Source organism: Cytobacillus gottheilii, assembly GCF_001636345.1.
Classification (GTDB): domain Bacteria; phylum Bacillota; class Bacilli; order Bacillales; family Cytobacillaceae; genus Cytobacillus; species Cytobacillus gottheilii.
Genome location: NZ_KV440945.1, coordinates 717,282 through 736,811, shown reverse-complemented (window position 1 = coordinate 736,811; position 19,530 = coordinate 717,282). Strand labels below are relative to the sequence as shown.

The 19,530-nt window shown below is 40.1% G+C and carries 13 protein-coding genes; 7 read left to right on the top strand and 6 right to left on the bottom strand.

Translation table 11 applies throughout. From position 1 onward, the window contains the following. Nucleotides 1-66 precede the first annotated feature (66 nt). Nucleotides 67-1,113 carry an LCP family protein gene (locus tag A6754_RS03430; protein WP_066442519.1) on the top strand — a complete coding sequence of 349 codons (1,047 nt, stop codon included), beginning with the start codon at nucleotides 67-69 and terminating at the stop codon, nucleotides 1,111-1,113. 351 nt (nucleotides 1,114-1,464) lie between these two features. On the opposite strand, the gene ltrA is transcribed toward A6754_RS03430, so the two are convergent. Beyond that, nucleotides 1,465-2,727: a group II intron reverse transcriptase/maturase gene (ltrA, locus tag A6754_RS03425; RefSeq protein WP_066441994.1), complete on the bottom strand. Its 1,263-nt coding sequence runs from the start codon at nucleotides 2,725-2,727 to the stop codon at nucleotides 1,465-1,467. A 590-nt stretch (nucleotides 2,728-3,317) separates the two neighbouring features. Next, the gene (locus tag A6754_RS03420; protein ID WP_066442518.1) at nucleotides 3,318-4,361 is read right to left on the bottom strand and encodes a glycosyltransferase family 4 protein; all 1,044 of its coding nucleotides are present in this window, start codon (nucleotides 4,359-4,361) and stop codon (nucleotides 3,318-3,320) included. A gap of 448 nt (nucleotides 4,362-4,809) precedes the next feature. On the opposite strand from A6754_RS03420, the gene secA2 reads away from it, so the two are divergent. Together secA2 and A6754_RS03410 are read left to right on the top strand one after the other, a co-directional pair. Further along, nucleotides 4,810-7,170: an accessory Sec system translocase SecA2 gene (gene secA2 / locus A6754_RS03415; protein WP_066442517.1), complete on the top strand. Its 2,361-nt coding sequence runs from the start codon at nucleotides 4,810-4,812 to the stop codon at nucleotides 7,168-7,170. A gap of 18 nt (nucleotides 7,171-7,188) precedes the next feature. Beyond that, on the top strand, nucleotides 7,189-8,085 hold the full coding sequence (locus A6754_RS03410; protein ID WP_066442516.1) for an accessory Sec system S-layer assembly protein: 897 nt from the start codon (nucleotides 7,189-7,191) through the stop codon (nucleotides 8,083-8,085). Between the two features lie 80 nt (nucleotides 8,086-8,165). On the opposite strand, the gene A6754_RS03405 is transcribed toward A6754_RS03410, so the two are convergent. The 3 genes from A6754_RS03405 to A6754_RS23135 all read right to left on the bottom strand — a co-directional run bounded on the left by A6754_RS03405 (nucleotide 8,166) and on the right by A6754_RS23135 (nucleotide 12,235). Continuing rightward, nucleotides 8,166-10,682 carry a phosphodiester glycosidase family protein gene (locus A6754_RS03405; protein WP_066442515.1) on the bottom strand — a complete coding sequence of 839 codons (2,517 nt, stop codon included), beginning with the start codon at nucleotides 10,680-10,682 and terminating at the stop codon, nucleotides 8,166-8,168. 737 nt (nucleotides 10,683-11,419) lie between these two features. Continuing rightward, a complete protein-coding gene (locus tag A6754_RS03400) occupies nucleotides 11,420-11,746 on the bottom strand; it encodes a hypothetical protein (protein ID WP_066442514.1) in 327 nt (108 codons plus the stop codon). A gap of 363 nt (nucleotides 11,747-12,109) precedes the next feature. Then, complete coding sequence (locus tag A6754_RS23135; protein WP_257297397.1) at nucleotides 12,110-12,235, bottom strand: hypothetical protein; 126 nt, start codon at nucleotides 12,233-12,235, stop codon at nucleotides 12,110-12,112. Between the two features lie 200 nt (nucleotides 12,236-12,435). On the opposite strand from A6754_RS23135, the gene A6754_RS03395 reads away from it, so the two are divergent. From A6754_RS03395 to A6754_RS03380, 4 genes are all read left to right on the top strand, one after another. Beyond that, entirely contained in the window at nucleotides 12,436-13,302 is an 867-nt protein-coding gene (locus A6754_RS03395) for a helix-turn-helix domain-containing protein (protein ID WP_066442513.1), read from the top strand. Between the two features lie 288 nt (nucleotides 13,303-13,590). Continuing rightward, complete coding sequence (locus A6754_RS03390; protein ID WP_066442512.1) at nucleotides 13,591-14,253, top strand: hypothetical protein; 663 nt, start codon at nucleotides 13,591-13,593, stop codon at nucleotides 14,251-14,253. Nucleotides 14,254-14,265: 12 nt separating this feature from the next. After that, nucleotides 14,266-15,501 carry an efflux RND transporter periplasmic adaptor subunit gene (locus A6754_RS03385; RefSeq protein WP_156495679.1) on the top strand — a complete coding sequence of 412 codons (1,236 nt, stop codon included), beginning with the start codon at nucleotides 14,266-14,268 and terminating at the stop codon, nucleotides 15,499-15,501. A gap of 433 nt (nucleotides 15,502-15,934) precedes the next feature. Then, nucleotides 15,935-18,061, top strand: a complete 2,127-nt coding sequence (locus A6754_RS03380) for a 5'-nucleotidase C-terminal domain-containing protein (protein ID WP_066442510.1) — start codon at nucleotides 15,935-15,937, stop codon at nucleotides 18,059-18,061. 94 nt (nucleotides 18,062-18,155) lie between these two features. On the opposite strand, the gene A6754_RS03375 is transcribed toward A6754_RS03380, so the two are convergent. Next, nucleotides 18,156-19,463, bottom strand: a complete 1,308-nt coding sequence (locus A6754_RS03375; RefSeq protein ID WP_066442509.1) for an S-layer homology domain-containing protein — start codon at nucleotides 19,461-19,463, stop codon at nucleotides 18,156-18,158. Nucleotides 19,464-19,530: the final 67 nt, after the last annotated feature.

Genomic DNA, 19,530 nt, shown 5'->3' with positions numbered 1-19,530 from the left:
ATTGTACGAATTATAGCGAAAATTGTAAAATAGATAAATGAATCTAATTTAAAGGAGAAAAGCTCTATGTCTCTTGATAGACAATCAATCAAGCGCCAAAAGAAACGAAGCAAACGAAAGAAAGTATTAATGCTGATCCTTCTTCCGCTGCTCGTCCTAACCTTAAGCGCAACTGCATATGGTGCATTTTTATTTAACAAAGCCGAATCTGTAATGGATAAGTCTTATGAGCCAGTAGAACGAGATACAAAGAGAACCGATTCAATGCCTGAAAGCGAGGATACTTCGATTCTGTTTATTGGTGTCGACGATAGTGAGCTTCGCAGCTATAACACGGGGTCCCGTTCAGATGCCCTGATTCTTGCTACATTCAACGCCGAGGAAAAATCAGTCAAATTGCTGAGTATTCCCCGCGACTCCTACGTTTATATACCTGATGTAGGATATGAAGATAAAATTACACATGCACATGCCTTTGGCGGTGTGTCTGCTACACTCGAAACCGTTGAAGAAATGCTTGATATCCCGATCGAGTATTATGTAAAAATGAACTTTAATGCCTTTATCGATGTTGTTGATACATTAGGCGGCATTGAAGCAGAAGTCCCTTATGCTATTTCTGAAATGAATTCGCTGGACCAAAAAGGCTCCATCAATCTTGAGCCTGGCATTCAGGAATTAAACGGTGAAGAAGCATTGGCACTTGCCCGGACAAGAAAACAGGACAATGACATTGAACGCGGCAAGCGCCAGCAGGAAATTATTAAAGCCATTGTTAAAAAGACGATATCTGTTTCAGGCATGACCAAGTATGGTGATTTAATGGAAGCAGTTGGCGATAATATGACAACAGATCTTCCTTTTGGCGAAATGAAATCGTTCTTTGACTTTGCCACAGCAGGAAGCAGTTTAAACATCGATACACTTAACTTAGCTGGAAGTGACTCCTATATCAATTCCGTCTATTATTATCAATTAGACGAAACTGAATTAGAAAACGCAAAAAATATCTTAAAAGCTCATATGAACCTGGACAACGGTGAAACGGATTTGAACTCACCTGAATCAGAGACTGAGCAGCTTGAAGGCAATGAAACAACTGGATATGAGTAATACGCTAAACAGAGGCTGAAAATACTTATTCTCGGTCAAAAATTAGACCCGATGAAATTAGCAGATTGTATCTGTCTAATGTCTCGGGTCTTTTTCTTTTAAATACCAACCCTTTCAAGACGGGTGGAATGGAGCGGAGGACCTCCACTCCGAAGGGAAATAGAGGAAAAGCTGAGACCCCACAGGCTCGCCGAAGAGGCTCAAGCTTCCTCCCCTCGAAAAGTGAGGTCCGCAGCGCAATGGAACATACTACGTATTAAGATATATAGAATTGAGATAGGGGGAGGCGATTAACCTCCATTTATCCCTCTCACACCACCGTACGTACGGTTCCGTATACGGCGGTTCCGATTAAGTCGAACGCTGTAAGTCATATCTAGCAGAAATACTTTTTAACCCAAGGGAAAGCCAGTAGGCTTTCCCTAATGTTTTATGAAGAATTGGACTTTTGGATATCCTCCAATAAGCCTTTCTTGTATTTCCCCATTCATATGCTTTCCCTTTCGAAACACCTAGTTTAATAAGTTTCTTGACCTTCGTTTGGGGAAGTTTCCATTCCTTCCATCGAATCATTCTTAACCTTCGATTAAGCCATCCTTCGAGTTTTGCGATTACTGAACGGGTATCTGCTAAATGATAATAATTAACCCATCCCACTAGATATTGGTTAAGGTTATGAATCCTATCTTCCATGGCAATTGACCTTCGTCTGCTTGTAAGCTTTCTTATTTTATCTTTAAACCGTTTAACTGATTGGGGAGATATTCTCACCTTCGGTTTTAGATTACTTGTAAAACTGAACCCAAGAAATTTCCTTTTCCAAGGGCGGTCTACAGCACTTTTATCCTTGTTAACCTTCAGTTTAAGATTCCTCTCGATAAAATGGGTCATTGCCTTCATAACTCTTTCTCCAGCTCTTTTAGATTTCACATAGATATTACAATCATCGGCGTAGCGGACAAAGCGATGTCCTCTGCGCTCCAGTTCTTTATCCAGTTCATCCAACACAATATTCGAAAGTAAAGGGCTTAAAGGTCCACCTTGCGGTGTCCCCTCAAGGTTAGGACTGACAAGTCCGCCTTCCATAACACCAGAGGTTAAGAACCGTCTTATTAGTTTGAGGAGAGTACTATCCTTTATCCTCATGGCTAATTTACTCATTAATCTATCGTGGTTAACCTTGTCAAAGAACTTTTCAAGGTCAATGTCGACTACCCATCGATAACCCTCTTCTATATAGCTTTGGGCTAATTTAACAGCCTGGTGCGCTCGCCTGTTAGGGCGAAAGCCGAAGCTACATTCAGAGAAACTAGGGTCATACATTCTGGTAAGCACTTGGGTGATTGCTTGTTGAATGAAACGGTCTGTCACGGTTGGGATTCCCAGTTTCCTCTTCCCTTTGCCGTCTGGTTTCGGGATTTCGACTCGACGGACGGGGGATGGGATATAGGTTCCCTCGAAGAGGGATTTTCGCAGTTCGCTCCAGTTGAGCATAATATGTCCACGAAGAGCAGTGACGGGCATTTCGTCCACTCCATGTTTTCCCTTATTCTTTTCTACTCTTTTAATCGCATTAAGTAGGTTTTCCCGTGACATGATTCGTTCCATTAACATTGATATAACCTCCCGCGTAAATAGGTGTTCTGTTTGTGTCCTTTTCATTCTCCACCCTGTTTAATGACCCCCGCGGATTCACCGTTTCTTTCATTAAACAGGTACTATGTTTTCTGTTTCATCGAATGGAAAGATACGCCTAGTTCCTATTTTCCATAACCGGTTCAGCCCTTCCTTATCCTCTTAAGCGAATAAGTACTATGGCTTCTGCTGACGCCTGTCGTTCAACTTATCCTCACGGATAGGCTTACCGCATGAGTACGGCATATCGACAGGTTCTCCCCGGGTAAGAGTACAGACTTTCCTTCCATGTCTCCGCCTCATTTACTATGTGACACCTTTGGCAGTATGGACTTTGTCTTGTATTGCAGACTCACCCAATGTCATCTAGCCTCATATGAGATTCGTGTTCCTCAGAGCGGAAGTTTGCCGCCGACTTCCTTCAGATAGGAGGGTCACCCCGCATATCCTTGTCTTAAGCTACGGCTACTACTGCCTTCGCCGTTCGGGACTCGCACCCTAGAGCCTGCACCCATGCCGGGCACACAACAAAAAAAAACGGCCCTAATCAAAGGGCCGTTTTTCATATCTTACATCTTCTTCGGAGCCTTCACCATTTTCAGCAAAGGTTTGTAGTCATTATTCACTAAACCAATTTTTTCAACAACAAGTTCAATTCCGACGATCAGCAGGCCGATCAGCAGGATTGCGCCCCAGACAGTTGCCTGTGAAAGGATGATTGCTGCTAATCCAAACATTGCCGCCATTGCATAAATCAATAACACTGTCTGGCTATGGGAGAAACCAAGTCGCAATAAACAGTGATGCAAATGTGATTTATCCGGTGCTGATAACGGCTGCTTATTGACGATTCGTCTGATAATCGCAAAGAATGTATCAGAGATCGGCACACCGAGAATAATAACTGGGATAATCAATGAAATCATTGTAATGTTTTTAAATCCTAATAAGGAAAGCACTGCGATCATATAGCCTAAGAACAATGCTCCAGTATCACCCATGAAAATCTTCGCTGGATGAAAGTTGTAAAGCAGAAAACCTAATGTGCTTCCGAGCACAATAAATCCGATGCTTACAACGAATGGATCACCTTTAATGATTGCCATTCCAGAAATCGTGATTAACGCGATTGAAGATACCCCTGCAGCTAATCCGTCCAGGCCGTCAATCAGGTTAATCGCATTGGTGATTCCGACAATCCAAATCAGTGTCAATGGAATGCTGAATATGCCAAAGTTAAGCTCGCCTATCAACGGAACAGTAATATATTCAAGCTGAACGCCGCCTAAAACAACGACAACAGCAGCAGCGATTTGGCCCAGCAGCTTATACTTGGCAGAAAGCTCAACGAGATCATCCAGAACTCCTGTAATAATAATGATTAAACTCCCGATCACAATGGGCCAGGTTAATGCATCATCCGGTCTTAATACCAAAAGGCCAATAATGAAGCTTATATATATTGCCAATCCGCCTAAACGCGGCATAATTTTCTGATGGACCTTTCGCTGGTTGGGCTTGTCAACTGCCCCAATTCTGATGGCCAGCTTTTTAACGAAAGGAGTAATAATAATTGAAGCGATAAAGCATATTAACAAGGTAAGGTAAACCATGAAGTACCTCCTCAATGATTAGCATATCCAATTGATATCAATTTTAATTTAACAACTTAGTCTTTTGTTACATTTTAATGGAAGTGCTTTTCCCCGGCAGCGGAAAAAGGCTTCTAGCAATCTCGTAAGTAAAATATTCCAAATGGGCATATCTCAACTTTTTTCATTATATCTAGTTCCGATCAATATATCTACAGAAATTTTTATAATTAATTTCCCATATTACATGCCCAATTTTTAAATAAGTTAAACACATGCCTACTGTCCCAATACATAGACGAGCTTAGTCGTCATTTAGTTACACATTTTGCAATAAAATTGCAATTAAATTTTAATAGAAACATTTATTTCCATATCATGAATATTAATAGTAAATCCATTCTTCTTTTGGTAATATTAATTAATGTCAAGACTTATGTAGTTTACTAGAGATTAAGGGGCGTCATTAATGTTTACGTTTCTAAAGAATAAAATAACTAATACAAACGAAAAGCGTTTGAAAAAATATTATAAATTGGTCGAAGAAATTAATATGCTGGAAAGCAAATATGAAGCTTATGATAATGAACAGCTTCAGAATATGACAAATCAGTTTAAAGAAGAACTCCAAAACGGCAAAAGTATTCGTGATATTACAGCGGATGCCTTTGCTGTCGTGCGTGAAGTTTCGAAGCGTGTATTAGGCTTGCGTCACTATGATGTGCAGTTGATCGGCGGGTTAGTATTAACAGAAGGAAACATTGCGGAAATGCCAACTGGTGAAGGAAAAACATTAGTGGCTTCCCTTCCGAGCTATTTGCGTGCACTCGAAGGCAAAGGCGTTCACGTTATTACGGTTAACGATTACTTAGCAACACGCGACAAAGAAAAGATCGGCAAGATTCACGAATTCCTTGGATTAACGGTTGGGCTGAATATCGCCCAATTAGATCCGGAAGAAAAGAAAGCTGCTTACTCTGCGGACATCACGTACGGAGTCGGAACAGAATTCGGCTTCGACTATCTGCGTGACAATATGGCAAGAGAGGCTGCAGAAAAAACGCAAAGACCTTATCATTTTGCCATCATTGACGAAGTGGACAGCGTGTTGATTGATGAAGCCAAAACACCATTGATTATTGCCGGTAAAATGGCTTCCAGCTCAAACCTTCATCATATTGCTGCTAAATTGGCCAAACGGTTTAAAAAGGACGAAGAATATTCCTTTGATGAAGAAACCAAAGCGACTAGCTTAACCGAAAAAGGAATTGAGCAGGTGGAGAAGGCTTTTGGTGTCGATAATTTGTATGAGCTCGAGCATCAGACGTTATACCATTATGTGATTCAGGCTGTACGGGCACACGTTATGTTTGAGCGTGATGTGGACTATATTGTGCATGACGGTAAAATCATGCTTGTTGACATGTTCACAGGACGGATTATGGAAGGCCGGACATTAAGTGATGGTCTTCACCAGGCAATTGAAGCTAAAGAAGGCCTGGAAATTACAGACGAAAATAAAACGCAAGCTTCAATCACGATTCAGAACTATTTTAGAATGTATAAATATTTATCAGGCATGACCGGTACAGCGAAAACAGAGGAAAAAGAATTTCAGCAAGTTTACAATATGCAAGTGATTCAAATTCCAACCAACAAGCCGCGCCAGCGCGAAGACTTGCCTGATATTGTCTTCCAGACAACAGAAGATAAATATAAGGCTGTTACTGCAAAGGTAAAAGAGATTCATTCAAAAGGACAGCCTGTTCTCGTTGGAACCACATCTATTCTTCAATCAGAAAAAGTTGCGAAATTTTTTGTTGAAGCTGGTCTATCCTACGAAATTTTAAATGCCAAAAGCGTGGAGCAAGAGGTAGAACTGATCGCCGCGGCAGGGCAAAAAAATACGATTACCATTGCGACCAATATGGCCGGAAGAGGTACGGATATCTTATTAGGTGAAGGTGTTCACGAATTAGGCGGTCTATTCGTCCTTGGGACCGAAAAACACGAAAGCCGCCGAGTCGATAATCAGCTTAAGGGCCGTTCAGGCAGACAAGGCGATCCAGGATGCAGCCAATTCTTCATCTCGCTTGAAGATGATATGTTTAGAAGATTCGCCAAAGATGACCTTGAAAAGTTAAATAAGAACCTAAAAGTGGAAAATGGAATCGTGCAAAATAAAAATATTCACGAATTTGTTGACCGCGTTCAAAGAATCGTTGAAGGTGCCAACTACTCGATGCGTGAATACAACTTAAAACTCGATGACGTCATCAACGAGCAGCGTGAAATTATTTATACACTGCGAAACCGCATTATAAACGAAGACAATCATATAGGCACTGTTTCAAACCTTGTAGAAGATGCCGTTCAAAATGAAATTGAATCGACTCAATTAGAAGATATGGTGCCGGAAGATGTGGACGTAAAACAAATTGAGGCAAGGTTAAAAGGTATGCTCCCAGCTCAATTTGACGTCACACTGCCTAATGTGATTAATGATATTTCAGATATAGAAGAAACCGTTCATCCGAAGGTAAAAGAATACCTGGCCAGTCTCGAGGCTTATTCTGACCATGTACAATTTCAGACAACATTGAAATACTTAATGTTAAGTATTATTGATAAGTTTTGGATTGAACATATTGAAGGAATGACAAGGCTAAAAGAAGGAATTGGATTAAGGCATTACCAGCAGGAAGATCCAATGCGCCTTTATCAGAAGGAAGGCCTTGAGCTCTTCACTCATTCTTTTAATAAAATCAGAAGACACACAGCCATTGAGCTTGCCAATGTATTAAAAGCCATAGAAGAACAAAACGTATAAACATGGAGGTATGGAGAAATGGGGATCTTATCAATCTTTCGCCGCAAAAATAAAGAAGACATCAAAATGACTGGTCTGGACAGCAGCGTATCATCAACTGAGCTTTTAAATGAAACTGATGAAAAAAGCCAAGAGGATCAAATCCATACGGAACTGTCACTTCATCCTAGCTGGAATGTTGAAAACGAACAGCTTTATGTACTAAGGTTCTTAAACAATGACTTAGCACCTTTGAAGCCGAATCAAATTTCTCTAGCTGGAATTGAGTTAAATGATGAGGACCATGGAATTGAAGTAACAGCATTCGTTCGAAACAGTCTTGCAAAAGGCATTAAGTTTCATGAGCTAACTTTGGTTCTTTTAGATGCGGATAAAAAGCTGGCCGCCAGACATACATTTGATTTAGGCGCTCTTGGCGAAGTTCCAGGCAGAAGCAGCCGTCCATGGACATTCATATTCCCAGTTGATTCAATTGTAAATCGGGAATTCAGCCATAAAGATTGGACTCTTGCAATTGAATTAAAAGAAAAGCATAAGCTTGATTTACATGAAACCTGGGTAAAAGCTATTTCAACTGAACAGCGCGAAAATCTTGAAAAACTCGTTTCCTCTCTTGAGGCTCCTAAGCCAGGAGAAGTAAACTTCTATGGATTAAATGCTCAAATTGCCGAAAATAAAGATCTTCAAGTGACGATGCTGCTTCGCAATGGCCATGAGAAAAACGTTGCATTCCACCAGCTGCCACTAATCGTTGAAGATGCTGCAGGTGAAAAAGTAGCAGAAGGAAGCTTTAAACTTGAAGATTTCGAATTAAAGGCCAACACATCCAGACCTTGGACTTTTATCTTCCCAGCCTCATTAGTTAAAAAAGAGAATCCGGATTTATCTAAATGGAGAGCATATCCGATTCAATAAAAAACAGCGGTATCCTGCTATATTAAGAAATTACACGTCAAAAAAGATCAGCCATCAAAGCTGATCTTTTTTGTTATCCTTTATTGAGCTTTAAAGGTCATATAAAAATCTTTTCTCAATCCCATGCCCTTTGTTGATGTTACATACTTCGTAACTGTCAGGCGATAGTTTTCACCAGATTGATAGCCTGCAGAAGGTGCATTTACGAGCACTGTTTTAAGGTCATTAGACAGCTTGACCGAAATCGGCATCCGCTCACCTTTGCTATTTTCCACATAGATGTTTTCTTTCGTGATGGATAATGGACTTAATGGAATATTAAATTCAACTTTCCATTGCTTGTTAGCCGGTGCAGTCCTTGTATCAGATCCCGTTTTAAAATAAGTCTCGGCATGTGGCAGATCATATACAGCCTGGAGCTGATCAAATACAATGCTGCCTTTATTTTGTTTAGAAATGGTCGGCTCTGCTAAGTAAATTCGGTCAAAGGATAATGGATAACGAACAGTAGATGGAAGCTGTGCCTGTACGTATTTCCAGCCCTTCCAATTCAGACCGGCTTCTTTCGTGAAGTCAATTGTAACTTCCTTGCCTTGCGCATCATAAACGCGTCCTCTCAGCCAATGCGATTTTCCGTCGCCATATACCCACGCGCCAATTGCTTTAGGTTTGCCTGGAATCGCAATTCTTTTGGAAGCGACCGCGTATGATGCTGTTGTACCGCTTTTGTTGCCAGTAAAATCATAATTTAAGCGCAGGGCCCCATTTCCTTCATATTGAGTGCCATCCGCTATGGAGCTAAGTGTCGTACTGGCGCGAATGCTCTCAGCCTTCCACTCTGCTTTTGAATTAAACCCATTCAGAAGTCTTGGCTTGTTGCTTACAGTTACAGGAATCGAAACTTTTTTGCTGCCCATTTGTGCAACGATCGTTCCCTTCGCTTCCGCTTTTCCAGCCGTAAACTTTCCATTATCATCGATCGTTCCAGCATTTCCAATTACAGACCATGAAACAGAATCCTTATTCATAATAATTGGCTTGCCGTCTGCATCTGTTGCCGTAACAGATAGTGTCTGTTCTCCGCCTTTTTGCAGATAAACCTCACCAGGTGTCACTTTGAATTGAGATGGAGTTGCTACAACAGTAACAGGCACTTTCACTTGAGCTTTTCCATATTTAACAGTGACATTTGTTGTGCCTTCTTTTAAGCCTACAAAACGGCCGTTTTCAATTTTGCCAATGTTATTATCAGCAATATATTCTACTTGACTCTCATTATACGGAATTAAGTTGTTATACCCATCAAGGGCATCTGATATTTTAAAAGAAACAGAAGCGCCAACCGCTACTTTTCCAACTTCAGCCTGTGCTGCTTTAAACGAAACAGCTTCACTATATGGAGCGGTGCTGACAGCCTGCAAGATCGCAGAAACCCGTCTTTGCGTTCCATCCGATGGCCTATTGATTAAGCCTGCATAGCGGTTTCCTGGCATTCTCGCTGCCAATGTTGTTGACCCGCCACCATCGAGATTCAGAGCTTGATAGGCTCCAAGTCCAACTAAGTAAGAAGAAAATTCCTTCAGCGTCATTCCCTGGCTATAGCCAGCCGTTCCTTTATCTACTGTTACAAGGAATACTTTAGTACCCGTTTTATCAACCGCAACAGCTGTTCTTGATGTTCTGGAAGTCGCACGAGGACTTGTAGGATCAATTGACATATTCACCTTGCCTGCTTGTACAAGAAGCGGACCGCTTGCAAGCATAAAGGAAGCGTCTTTCCATTTATCATCAATATCTACTTTAAGAGATACAGGATCTCCAATTTTTAGATCTCTTACTTGATCTACTTGTGTTCCGTGCGCTGAAATAACATACCCATCTTTAGGGATTGTCGCACTTGTAAGCTGTCCATATGGCCGGATGGAAGTTACCTCACCTGTAATGGTATCTCCAAAGCTCGCGCCCGGATCTAGGTTCTTATTCAATTTTTGAACAACAATTTCTAACCCTGTTTGGTTTGTCCGAGTTTTATCATAACGATTACTGCTCGTAAAGAGGATGCTTTCATTCGGATCTCTTTGTCTATTAAAAGAATCAATCTTAAAGCTTTTGTTATGATGTGATAACGTAATATCTAAATTAAATTTACTTACTAATCCTTTCCCGGCTTTATCAATACCAAAAGCTGCCGGTGTATGCATAAATCCATTACTTAAAGCAGATACCGCTCCGAGAAAATCAATTTTATTATTACGAGCAAGCAAGTATGTAGGGTACCCGCTGTCCATATGAAATAAAGAAGCATTTACTGCACCAACAACATGATGTTTCTCGCGTGTATTTGCTTTCGCAAGTGCGGTTACAGTCGAACGCTGATTGATTGGACTGGAGATTCCATAATTTATTGTTGTATATGGATCTAGTAAATTAACATTTAAAATATTTACTGCCTGCTTTTTACTGGAAATGGTTGTATTTCGTTTTTCCAGTTTAACGCCTGGCGTTACATTCGTCACAGTGTCTGCAAAAGCTGTAATGCCGCTAAAATGCCAAGTAACCAGGAACAGTGACAACACCAACAAAAACGCTTTTTTCATTCTTCTTTTACATCCCCTAACTTTCACTCTTTTTATAAAATCTACCATTCTAGTATATATGATTTCCTATAAAATCCAACACAATATGTAAAATTATCCTTGTGGAAATGCAGGTAATTTTGTCCAATTAGTTAGTTAAAATGAAATAGCGGTACATAACTTAATTAATCTTAATAGGCTGTTTGTTCCATTGCGCTGCGGACCCTCGCTTTCCGCGGGGAGGAAGCTGAGCCTCCTCGGCAAGCCTGCGGTGTCTCACCCTTTCCTCTATAGCCCGCAGGAGTCGAGGGTCCTCCGCTCCATTGCACCTGTTTTTAAACTTATTAGTTTCTAAGATTTATAAAAGTTCTACACCAAACCAAAACTAATGGACAATTTACCGGAGTCAAGTTATATTTCAAATGAGCAATCAACTTGTTTGTATAATTTAGTAGTTCACCATTCTTCTATAAAAAAGCATAAAAAAAAGATATCCGTTTATTAAAAACGGATATCTTTCCAGCCTTAGGCCAACCATCGCCCACAATTTATCAGTATACCAAAACGGAGTTGTATTACATTTTTATTTTAACATATACAGGCTTATATACAAGAAGGAATATGAAGATTTTTCTTATTTTGGTTAAATTATAGCTAATAAGTATTTAGTGGTTTGTACCCCAGAATCTCCTATAGACTATTTCCTAACCAAGGCTAATACGATTACAGTGTTTCATCCTAAAATGGACATAGGTCTTTTAAAGGACATATGGTTCTTTAAATTCGCTAATGCCAATAATGCGAAGAAAATCCTGAATTCGGCCCATGGAATCCTGTTTGTATTCATCCATCACTTGGAACTCCTTGAGGTAGGCAATCTTTTTTTCACAATGGATATTTTCACTCATAAATGCAACCGACATTTCCATTTCTGTCTGGTTTCCATCTGTAAAAAAGGCTTCTGAACATGTACAAATGACGGCCTCTCCAATCTTCTTCTCTTCTTCTTGAAAATAAAACGAAAACAGGATCGAGCAGCTTCCCTCTTGAAAGGATGGCATCACTTTCATTTCTAATGCGTTCATACGATCACCTCATTATTCTTCAGGATAACTCTATCATAGCAAATTTAGTAAATATTCAGAAAACCATTGAGGTTGCTTGAATGTATGCTTCAACTCTAATATATCTAGAAAGATCATGTTTTTGAGTATAAATATAACTATAAGCATATTTTATACCATTTTTATTCCATACAAGCTAATTACGCATGCTGTTAAAACAAACTTCTTCTATTAATATCGCTTCTTATTATGTATTAATTAGTTACTGGTTCTCGCATCCTCTCCATACATAAAGAAAAAGGCAAAAAAAATCACTTCAAAACGAAGTGATCAAAGGAGATTATGATGTATAAACGTTGAGGCCTAGTTACACTAGCTTAAGACTTAATGTACGGATGGTAATTCTAAAGTTGTTGCTCCTCCATCTGGACCACTGGCGCTGATCGCTCCTCCAGACAAGCTAAGTGCGATTAATACAGCTGTGAATAATACAAAAAATTTCTTTTTCATATAACTGCCTCCTTCAATTAGTAATTAACTGACCTTTGACAAAAGCTTGATTAATCTTTACAGTTTCATTTAACCATAATTTGAAAAAATGCAAATTCTCTATTATAAGGATTTAGTAGGAGGTTTTCAGTCTATATCTCTTAATTTTTCAGTGGTACAATCAGAAATATAATTATAGGAATATTTAGGATGTGGTCAACATGAATTTTATTGTGATCGGGGAAAAAATCAAGGAGCTGCGAAAACAACTGAAGCTTTCTCAAAAAGAGCTGGCTGATGGCATTTGTACGCAGGCGCAAATAAGTAAAATCGAAAAGGGCGATGTCTACCCGTATGCTTCGACACTCTATCTTATTTCACAAAAATTAGGAGTTGATGTCAACTACTTTTTTGATATCGGAACAACTCCCAGAATTGATTATGTGCGGGAAGTAAGCCGGCAGCTTATTACAGCCCGGCGTGAATTAAAATATGAAGAAATGCAGTTGATCGTTAAAGCCGAGGAAAAAAACCCGCTTTTTCATCAAAATCGGAAAAATGCCCAACTCCTTCTTTGGCATAAAGGCATTTATACCTACCACCTAGATAATAAAGTGAATACAGCACTGAAATATTTGGACGAAGCAATTGAAATGACTCATGACAAAGTGTGGTCTGAGCGAGAAGTTGAAATTCTTCAAAGCAAAGGCATCATCCTTTTTGAGCAAGGCGACCTTCCAAAAGCGCTCGAAATCTATGAGTATGCAAAAGAACATCTTAAACAGCTTCCATATATACAGGATGATACGATCCAAACACGTTTATATTATAATCTCGCTCGGACACTCACTCGCCTCGGGCAATATCGGCAATCAACATTATACTGTAAACAGGCGATCGCCTACTGTATTGAACGAGACCATTTGTATCTGCTTGGCGAGCTTCATTACCATGTTGGCTACAACTTCGAACTGATCGGCAATCTGAAAGAAGCCAAATCGTTTATGGAGAGAGCTCTCATTATCTTTGAATTGCAGCTTGATACTAAATACATTCAATTTATTACGGAGAAGATTAAGAACTGGTAGATTATCACCAGGATCATAGCAGCATTATGTATAGTGATTGAAACGGATTGGAGCGCGCGACAAGGAGGGAACAACACCCTCCCCGCCGGAAAGCGAGTGCATATTGCAGTAAAAATAACCCTTTCCTCCGTTGCGTCTAAAATCCCCGCTCAATCTAGTTAATTTTATTCATTTTGTAAAATATTACATGCGTTTTTAGAGGTAATTACTGCCTTTTTGTCACATTTTAAGTTAAAATAGGATTTAGTGTAATAAAAATGAATGATACCTAATCACTGGAGGATTTATATGATTTATGAAGTTCGGCTCATAAAAGGGCTACTCCACCCTTATGATTTTTTCTATCAGCTTCAAAAAGCGGAGGAAGTACGAAATCTAACAAATCGAATAGTGTTCCTTTTTATTGCCAGCATCCTTATTTTTACAATCGGTGCGTACTTTGGAATGGGCAATGACATTATTTCAAACGAATTAACGAGTGTGTCTGCAGGTGAATTTGAAGCAAAGAAACTATTTTTCGCGTTAGGTCAGATTTTATGGGGTGTTTGCTATCCTGCCCTTCTTCTGTTTATTCCAGCGCTTTATTTCTGGTCACTGACAGATATTCCGTATAAAAAAGTTCTTACATTGCAATTTTTTGCGGTAAGTATTCTGATTGCTGAGAAAGCGATCTTTATGTTCCTCGCGTTCCAGCTTGGACTTGATAAAGATTCATCTCCATTATCATTAGGAATTATAGCGCAAAGTTTAACTGACAATCTATTTGTTACATCATTCTTTGGACAAATCAGCCTGATTGCGATCTTCGTGATCTGGCTGCAGTATAAAGGGTTAGTATATCTCTCAGAACGGAAGCCTAGGGTACTATTTCTGATGGTTCTTTCCATTCATCTCCTTTACTGGCTGATTTCCGCTTTACTTTCATATATAAAATTTGAAAAGCTTCTATAAAAGGTGTTGAAAATGATGAAGAAATGGCAGATCATTGCTGGAACAGCTGCATCCGTTCTCCTGATCAGTGTAAACAGTTACTTGCTCCTTAAGAAAGATAGTGAGATTGATAGAATCTCTTATGTGAGTCAGTATGAAGAAACCAAACGGGGCGATCTGCAGGAAGCCTTCCATACAGAAGGTGTCGTCGTTCCTTTGGAAGAGCACAAGGTTTATTTTAACGAACAAATCGGGGCTTTCAGCCAGTTCACCGTTGCAGAAGGCGATACTGTGAATCCTGGTGATCCTTTATTTGAATATGAATCCTTCAATATTGAGGAAGATCAGCGAATGCTGGAATTTGAAGCAGATAAATTAGAAGAACAAATCGAAAGCATTGAAGATCATATTGATGAGCTGCGCAGCTTTATTATTGTCATTGAGGCAAAAGAAAGCACGGAAACTGCAGACGAAGATTCCACTAACTTCATCTATAATTCCGTTGTTGATGTTGAAAAAGAAATTTATCAAAAAGAGCTTGAGCGAGAGTTATTAATGGCTGAAGCAAGTGTCATCCAAAAGCAAATTTCCAATATAGATCAGCAAAACAATATGCTGACCACCCTCAGCACCTATGCTGGAACGGTTACAGATATTAACACCAGTCTGGGTAACCCGGTCATCACCATCCATTCTGATACTCCTTCGATCAAAGGCAGTTTAACAGAAGAAGAAGTGGACAAAATTGAGGTGGGCATGCCTGCTCATGTTTTTGCAGCTGATGAAGGAAAAATAAATGGAATCGTCAGCAAGATCAACACATATCCTGAATCCGAACCATCCCTTAACAAGGAGAGTACTTATCCCTTCTCCGTTGAACTTCAGCTTGAAGAAGAACAAGAGTCATTATTAACAGGCAAGCATGTAAATGTAAATGTGGTCACAAATGAAATACTTGATGCCGTAACCATTCCAGTTAAAGCATTAAGCACAACTGGCATCGCAAAGAACGCATTTGTTATTGGCCAGGACGGGACATTGCAGAAAACGCCATTAACAGTGGGATTGAAAATGGGACAAACACAAGAAGTAGTAGAAGGACTTTCATCTGAGCAGCTTGTCGCTATCCAGCCGGATATTCACAGTGAAAATGAGATTACATCATTCAACACCCCGATCTGGACGAAATACACTTCAAAAACAGCGATTGAAAACCTTGGAACAAAACAAATCGCTAAATATATTTTTACAGGTTTTATTCAAAGATAAACGGGTGCCGGACAGCTTATGCAAGCTGTCTTTTTCTTTGGTTATAAAGAGAGCCGATGGCAGAGAGGGGCGCAGCTAAGTGCCCGTTAGGTTGGAGAAAGTGTGGCGGCGGGCACTTAAGTAGCTGCTATGTGCCCTTCACGCCCTAAAAAGTGGGCTGGCGGGCACTTAAGTTACCGCTATGTGCCCTTCACGCCGTAAAAAGTGTGCCGACGAGCATCAAAGAAGTACTAAGTGCCCCGCCCTTCGACAGCATTCTCTACTTCCCTCTTAAATTTATTGTAAAAATAATTAAAATTTTGTCATTCTTTTTTAAATATTCTCCTACAAAGGTTGTAATCTTTGCTATAATATTTTCGGGTCTATTATTCTATTTTTCTTCATTTTAGGAAAATACGAACCATTTACATAACAATCAAGGGGGAAGAGAAACATGACAAAGGGTAACCGCAAGTTTATTGCAACAGCTGCAACGGCAGCATTAGTTGCTTCTGCTATCGCGCCTGCCGCTTCTGCTGCAGCAAAGGATTTTACAGATGTACCGGATCGTTATAAGGATGCCGTTGACTTCTTAGTAGAAAAAGGAGCAAAGGGAGTTTCTGCTACATCTTTTGGCACAAACCAATCCATTAAACGTGTTGATGCAGCTGTATTTGTAGCAAATGTATTAGGTTTAGATACAGATAATGCACCAGCTTCAGGTTTCACTGATGTACCAGATCGCGCTGCAGGTGCTGTAAATGCTCTTAAAGCTGCTGGCATTACATCTGGTAAAACTGCTACATCTTTTGGTTCTTCCAGTGAGATTACTAGAGGAGAGCTTGCGATTTGGCTTCAAAGAGGCTTTAAACTTAAAGGTTCTGCTGACAGCGCATTTACGGATATTAGCGATCGTTATGCCAAAGCGGTAGAAGCACTTGTTGCAAATGAAATCACAAATGGTGTTTCTGCAACAAAATATGGTGTCGGCCAGCAAGCAAAACGCGGTGACTTTGCTATTTTCCTTCATAAAGCAGATGCAGTAAAACCTGCTTTTGAATTATCTCTTATGCATACAAACGACCAGCACGGAAATGCACAAAACGCACCTAAGCTTGCGACAGCTGTAAAGGAATTCCGTGCAGCTAACCCTGAAGCACTTCTTCTTGATGCTGGGGATGTTTTCTCAGGCACACTTTATTTCAATGAATTTGAAGGACAAGCAGATCTTCAATTCATGAACTACCTTGAGTACGATGCCATGACGTTCGGAAACCACGAATTTGACCTAGGTTCAAGCGAAGATGGCCATAAAGCACTTGCGGAATTTGTGAAAGCTGCTAAATTCCCATTTGTTACTGCAAACGTAGATTTCTCAAAAGATTCCTTGTTTGATGGATTAGTAGAAGGCACTGTGGCAGCAGATGCTGAAGACGGTAAAATCTATAATGCGATCATCCAGGAAGTAGATGGAGAAAAAGTAGGTATTTTCGGATTAACAACTTCTGAAACAGCTGAAATCTCAAGCCCTGATCAAGTTGAATTTAAAAACTACATTGAAGAAGCAAAAGCTTCCGTTAAAGAGTTGCAAGAGCAAGGTGTAAACAAAATCATTGCTCTTACACATATTGGCTATGATGATAACATCGAATTCGACAACGATTTAGAGCTTGCTAAGCAAGTAGACGGCATCGATATCATCGTTGGCGGACATACACATACAAAACTGGAAGAAGCAGTTGTGATTAGCGAGAATAAAACAGAACCTACTGTCATTGTTCAAGCAAATGAGTACAATAAATATCTTGGAACATTAAGTGTAAACTTTGACAGTGAAGGTGTTGTAACAACTCTTGATGGCGAACTAGTTGATCTTGGTGAAGTGGCGGAAGATGCTGAAGCAGTGAAGATCCTTAAGCCTTATAAAGAGACAATCGACGCAATGCAGCAAGAATCAATTGGTGTTGAAACTGCAGTAGCACTTGATGGTGAGCGTGCAAATGTACGTACAGTAGAAACGAATCTTGGTAACTTAATTACGGATGGGATGCTGAAAAAAGCTCAATCCATTAACCCAAATACAGTGATCGCGCTGACAAATGGCGGCGGAATCCGTGCTTCCATTGACCAAGGCGATATCACACTGGGCGAAATCCTAACAGTTATGCCCTTCGGTAATGCTCTTGGAATCATGCAATTAACTGGAGAAGAAATCGTTGAAGCTCTTGAGCACAGCGTAAGCCAAGCTCCAGAACAAAACGGCGGATTCCTGCAAGTATCTGGTCTTAAATTCTCTTATGACAGCTCGAAGCCAGCAGGTGATCGCGTTGTTTCTGTAGAAGTAAAAGGCACTGACGGCAATTTCGCAGAGCTTGCGGCAGATCAAACTTATGCTGTTGCAACAAACACTTTCACCGCTAAGGGCGGCGACGGCTATGACGTATTTGCAAAAGCCTATGCTGATGGACGTGTGAGTGAGCCAGGATTTGTAGACTTCCAAGTTTTCACAGACTATCTAACAGGCTTTGAAACAATTGAACCTGTAACAGAAGGTCGTATTACAGACCTTTCTGCTGAGTAATGTAAGAAAGAGAAGCCGGCGCTTGCCGGCTTTTTTTATACTAAAACAAAAAGAGAGTGTCCTCAAATAAGGACACTCTCTAACTACTTTAATCTTATTTTACTTCAATCTTAAGGCTAACCGTTGTTGCATGATTAGCTGTATCTTTAAACTCTGCTTCCAGTGTGTAATGGCCAACTGGAATGATAACATAATTTGTTGGATCCACTAACTGCCATTGACCATCCTTGTACTCTAGAGTTCCCCAGTTTAGGCCAATTCCTGGTGCATATGAAGGTACGTCTGTATCTTTAAGAATTAAATTGACATTTGTTTCATCCGTATTTTGATCAAGCACTTCCATGCTCATGCTGTTTAAGTTAACAAAGTCTGCTTCTCCGCTCTCAAGTGTAACGGACGCTGTTGTTCCTCCAGCAAAATCGAATGTCACAGCTGAATCTTGACCTTCTACGATGATATCGCCTTTTCCAGCAACAGGAGCTGAATAGTCATACGGGATTTCGAATTCATCCAGATAGAAAATACCTTCTTGTCCTTGAAGATCAAGATGTGTCATCGTTAATTCCTTACGATCTGCAGAGAACTTAGCTGTGTAAGGCATTAGCATAACAAATTCTTCATTTTTGTAGTCAACGCCCATGATCATATACTCAGCCACTTCTTCAGCTGTAATGTCCTCTGGCATTGCTTCAGCAAAAGTTACGGTAACTGTTTTGGAGTCAACTAGTTTTACATCTGTCACAGGAGATTCAAATAGATCTCCGGTAAACATCAATGAACTATATAAAAGATTAGCAAAATCGCCGCGTTTGATGTTGTCATGAATTCCATACTGTGTTGCACTTTTTCCATTTGTAATTTCAGCTCCATATAAAGCTTCTACGTAAGGAGCAAATGTTCCGCCAACATCTGTAAATGGTGTTTCAATTGCGTACTCTTCCAGCTCAAATGCATTTACTAATAGCTTAGCCATCGCACCGCGTGAAAGCTTATCGTCTGGTGCAAACTTTGTAGCTGAAACCCCAGATATAATACCTTCTGCATATAAAGCATTAACAGCACCTTTTACACGATTGTTTAAATCTGTAAAACCTGCATCTGGTGCGTTTTCCGTATCCAAACCAAGCGTATTTGCTAAAATCACAGCAGCATCTCCGCGCTTTAACTGAAGATCCGTTCCAAACGATGTTTCAGAAACACCTGAAATCACTTCAATAAAATATAAAAAGCTAACTGCTTCTTCATAGCTTGCTTTTACATCTGTAAATGGATGCTCAAATCCAAAGTCAAATTCAAAGTCCTCTTCTGTTACTTCTTCTGCAGATACTGCAGGTGCTACAACAGATACTGCTACTGCCGCTGTCGTTCCAGCTGCTAAAAACTTGGATAATTGCTTGTTCATTCGTTTCTTTTCCTCCTAAGATGGCTATCTATTAAAATGGTACAGATCAGAGTCTGCCCTGCATTTA

Excerpts from the sequence above, each read along its gene's own strand:
- A6754_RS03410 (WP_066442516.1), top strand. The coding sequence starts at position 7,189 with ATGGGGATCTTATCAATCTTTCGCCGCAAAAATAAAGAAGACATCAAA.
- secA2 (WP_066442517.1), top strand. The coding sequence starts at position 4,810 with ATGTTTACGTTTCTAAAGAATAAAATAACTAATACAAACGAAAAGCGT.
- A6754_RS03385 (WP_156495679.1), top strand. The coding sequence starts at position 14,266 with ATGATGAAGAAATGGCAGATCATTGCTGGAACAGCTGCATCCGTTCTC.
- A6754_RS23135 (WP_257297397.1), bottom strand. The coding sequence starts at position 12,235 with ATGAAAAAGAAATTTTTTGTATTATTCACAGCTGTATTAATCGCACTT.
- A6754_RS03380 (WP_066442510.1), top strand. The coding sequence starts at position 15,935 with ATGACAAAGGGTAACCGCAAGTTTATTGCAACAGCTGCAACGGCAGCA.
- A6754_RS03430 (WP_066442519.1), top strand. The coding sequence starts at position 67 with ATGTCTCTTGATAGACAATCAATCAAGCGCCAAAAGAAACGAAGCAAA.
- A6754_RS03395 (WP_066442513.1), top strand. The coding sequence starts at position 12,436 with ATGAATTTTATTGTGATCGGGGAAAAAATCAAGGAGCTGCGAAAACAA.
- A6754_RS03420 (WP_066442518.1), bottom strand. The coding sequence starts at position 4,361 with ATGGTTTACCTTACCTTGTTAATATGCTTTATCGCTTCAATTATTATT.
- A6754_RS03375 (WP_066442509.1), bottom strand. The coding sequence starts at position 19,463 with ATGAACAAGCAATTATCCAAGTTTTTAGCAGCTGGAACGACAGCGGCA.
- ltrA (WP_066441994.1), bottom strand. The coding sequence starts at position 2,727 with ATGTTAATGGAACGAATCATGTCACGGGAAAACCTACTTAATGCGATT.
- A6754_RS03390 (WP_066442512.1), top strand. The coding sequence starts at position 13,591 with ATGATTTATGAAGTTCGGCTCATAAAAGGGCTACTCCACCCTTATGAT.
- A6754_RS03405 (WP_066442515.1), bottom strand. The coding sequence starts at position 10,682 with ATGAAAAAAGCGTTTTTGTTGGTGTTGTCACTGTTCCTGGTTACTTGG.
- A6754_RS03400 (WP_066442514.1), bottom strand. The coding sequence starts at position 11,746 with ATGAACGCATTAGAAATGAAAGTGATGCCATCCTTTCAAGAGGGAAGC.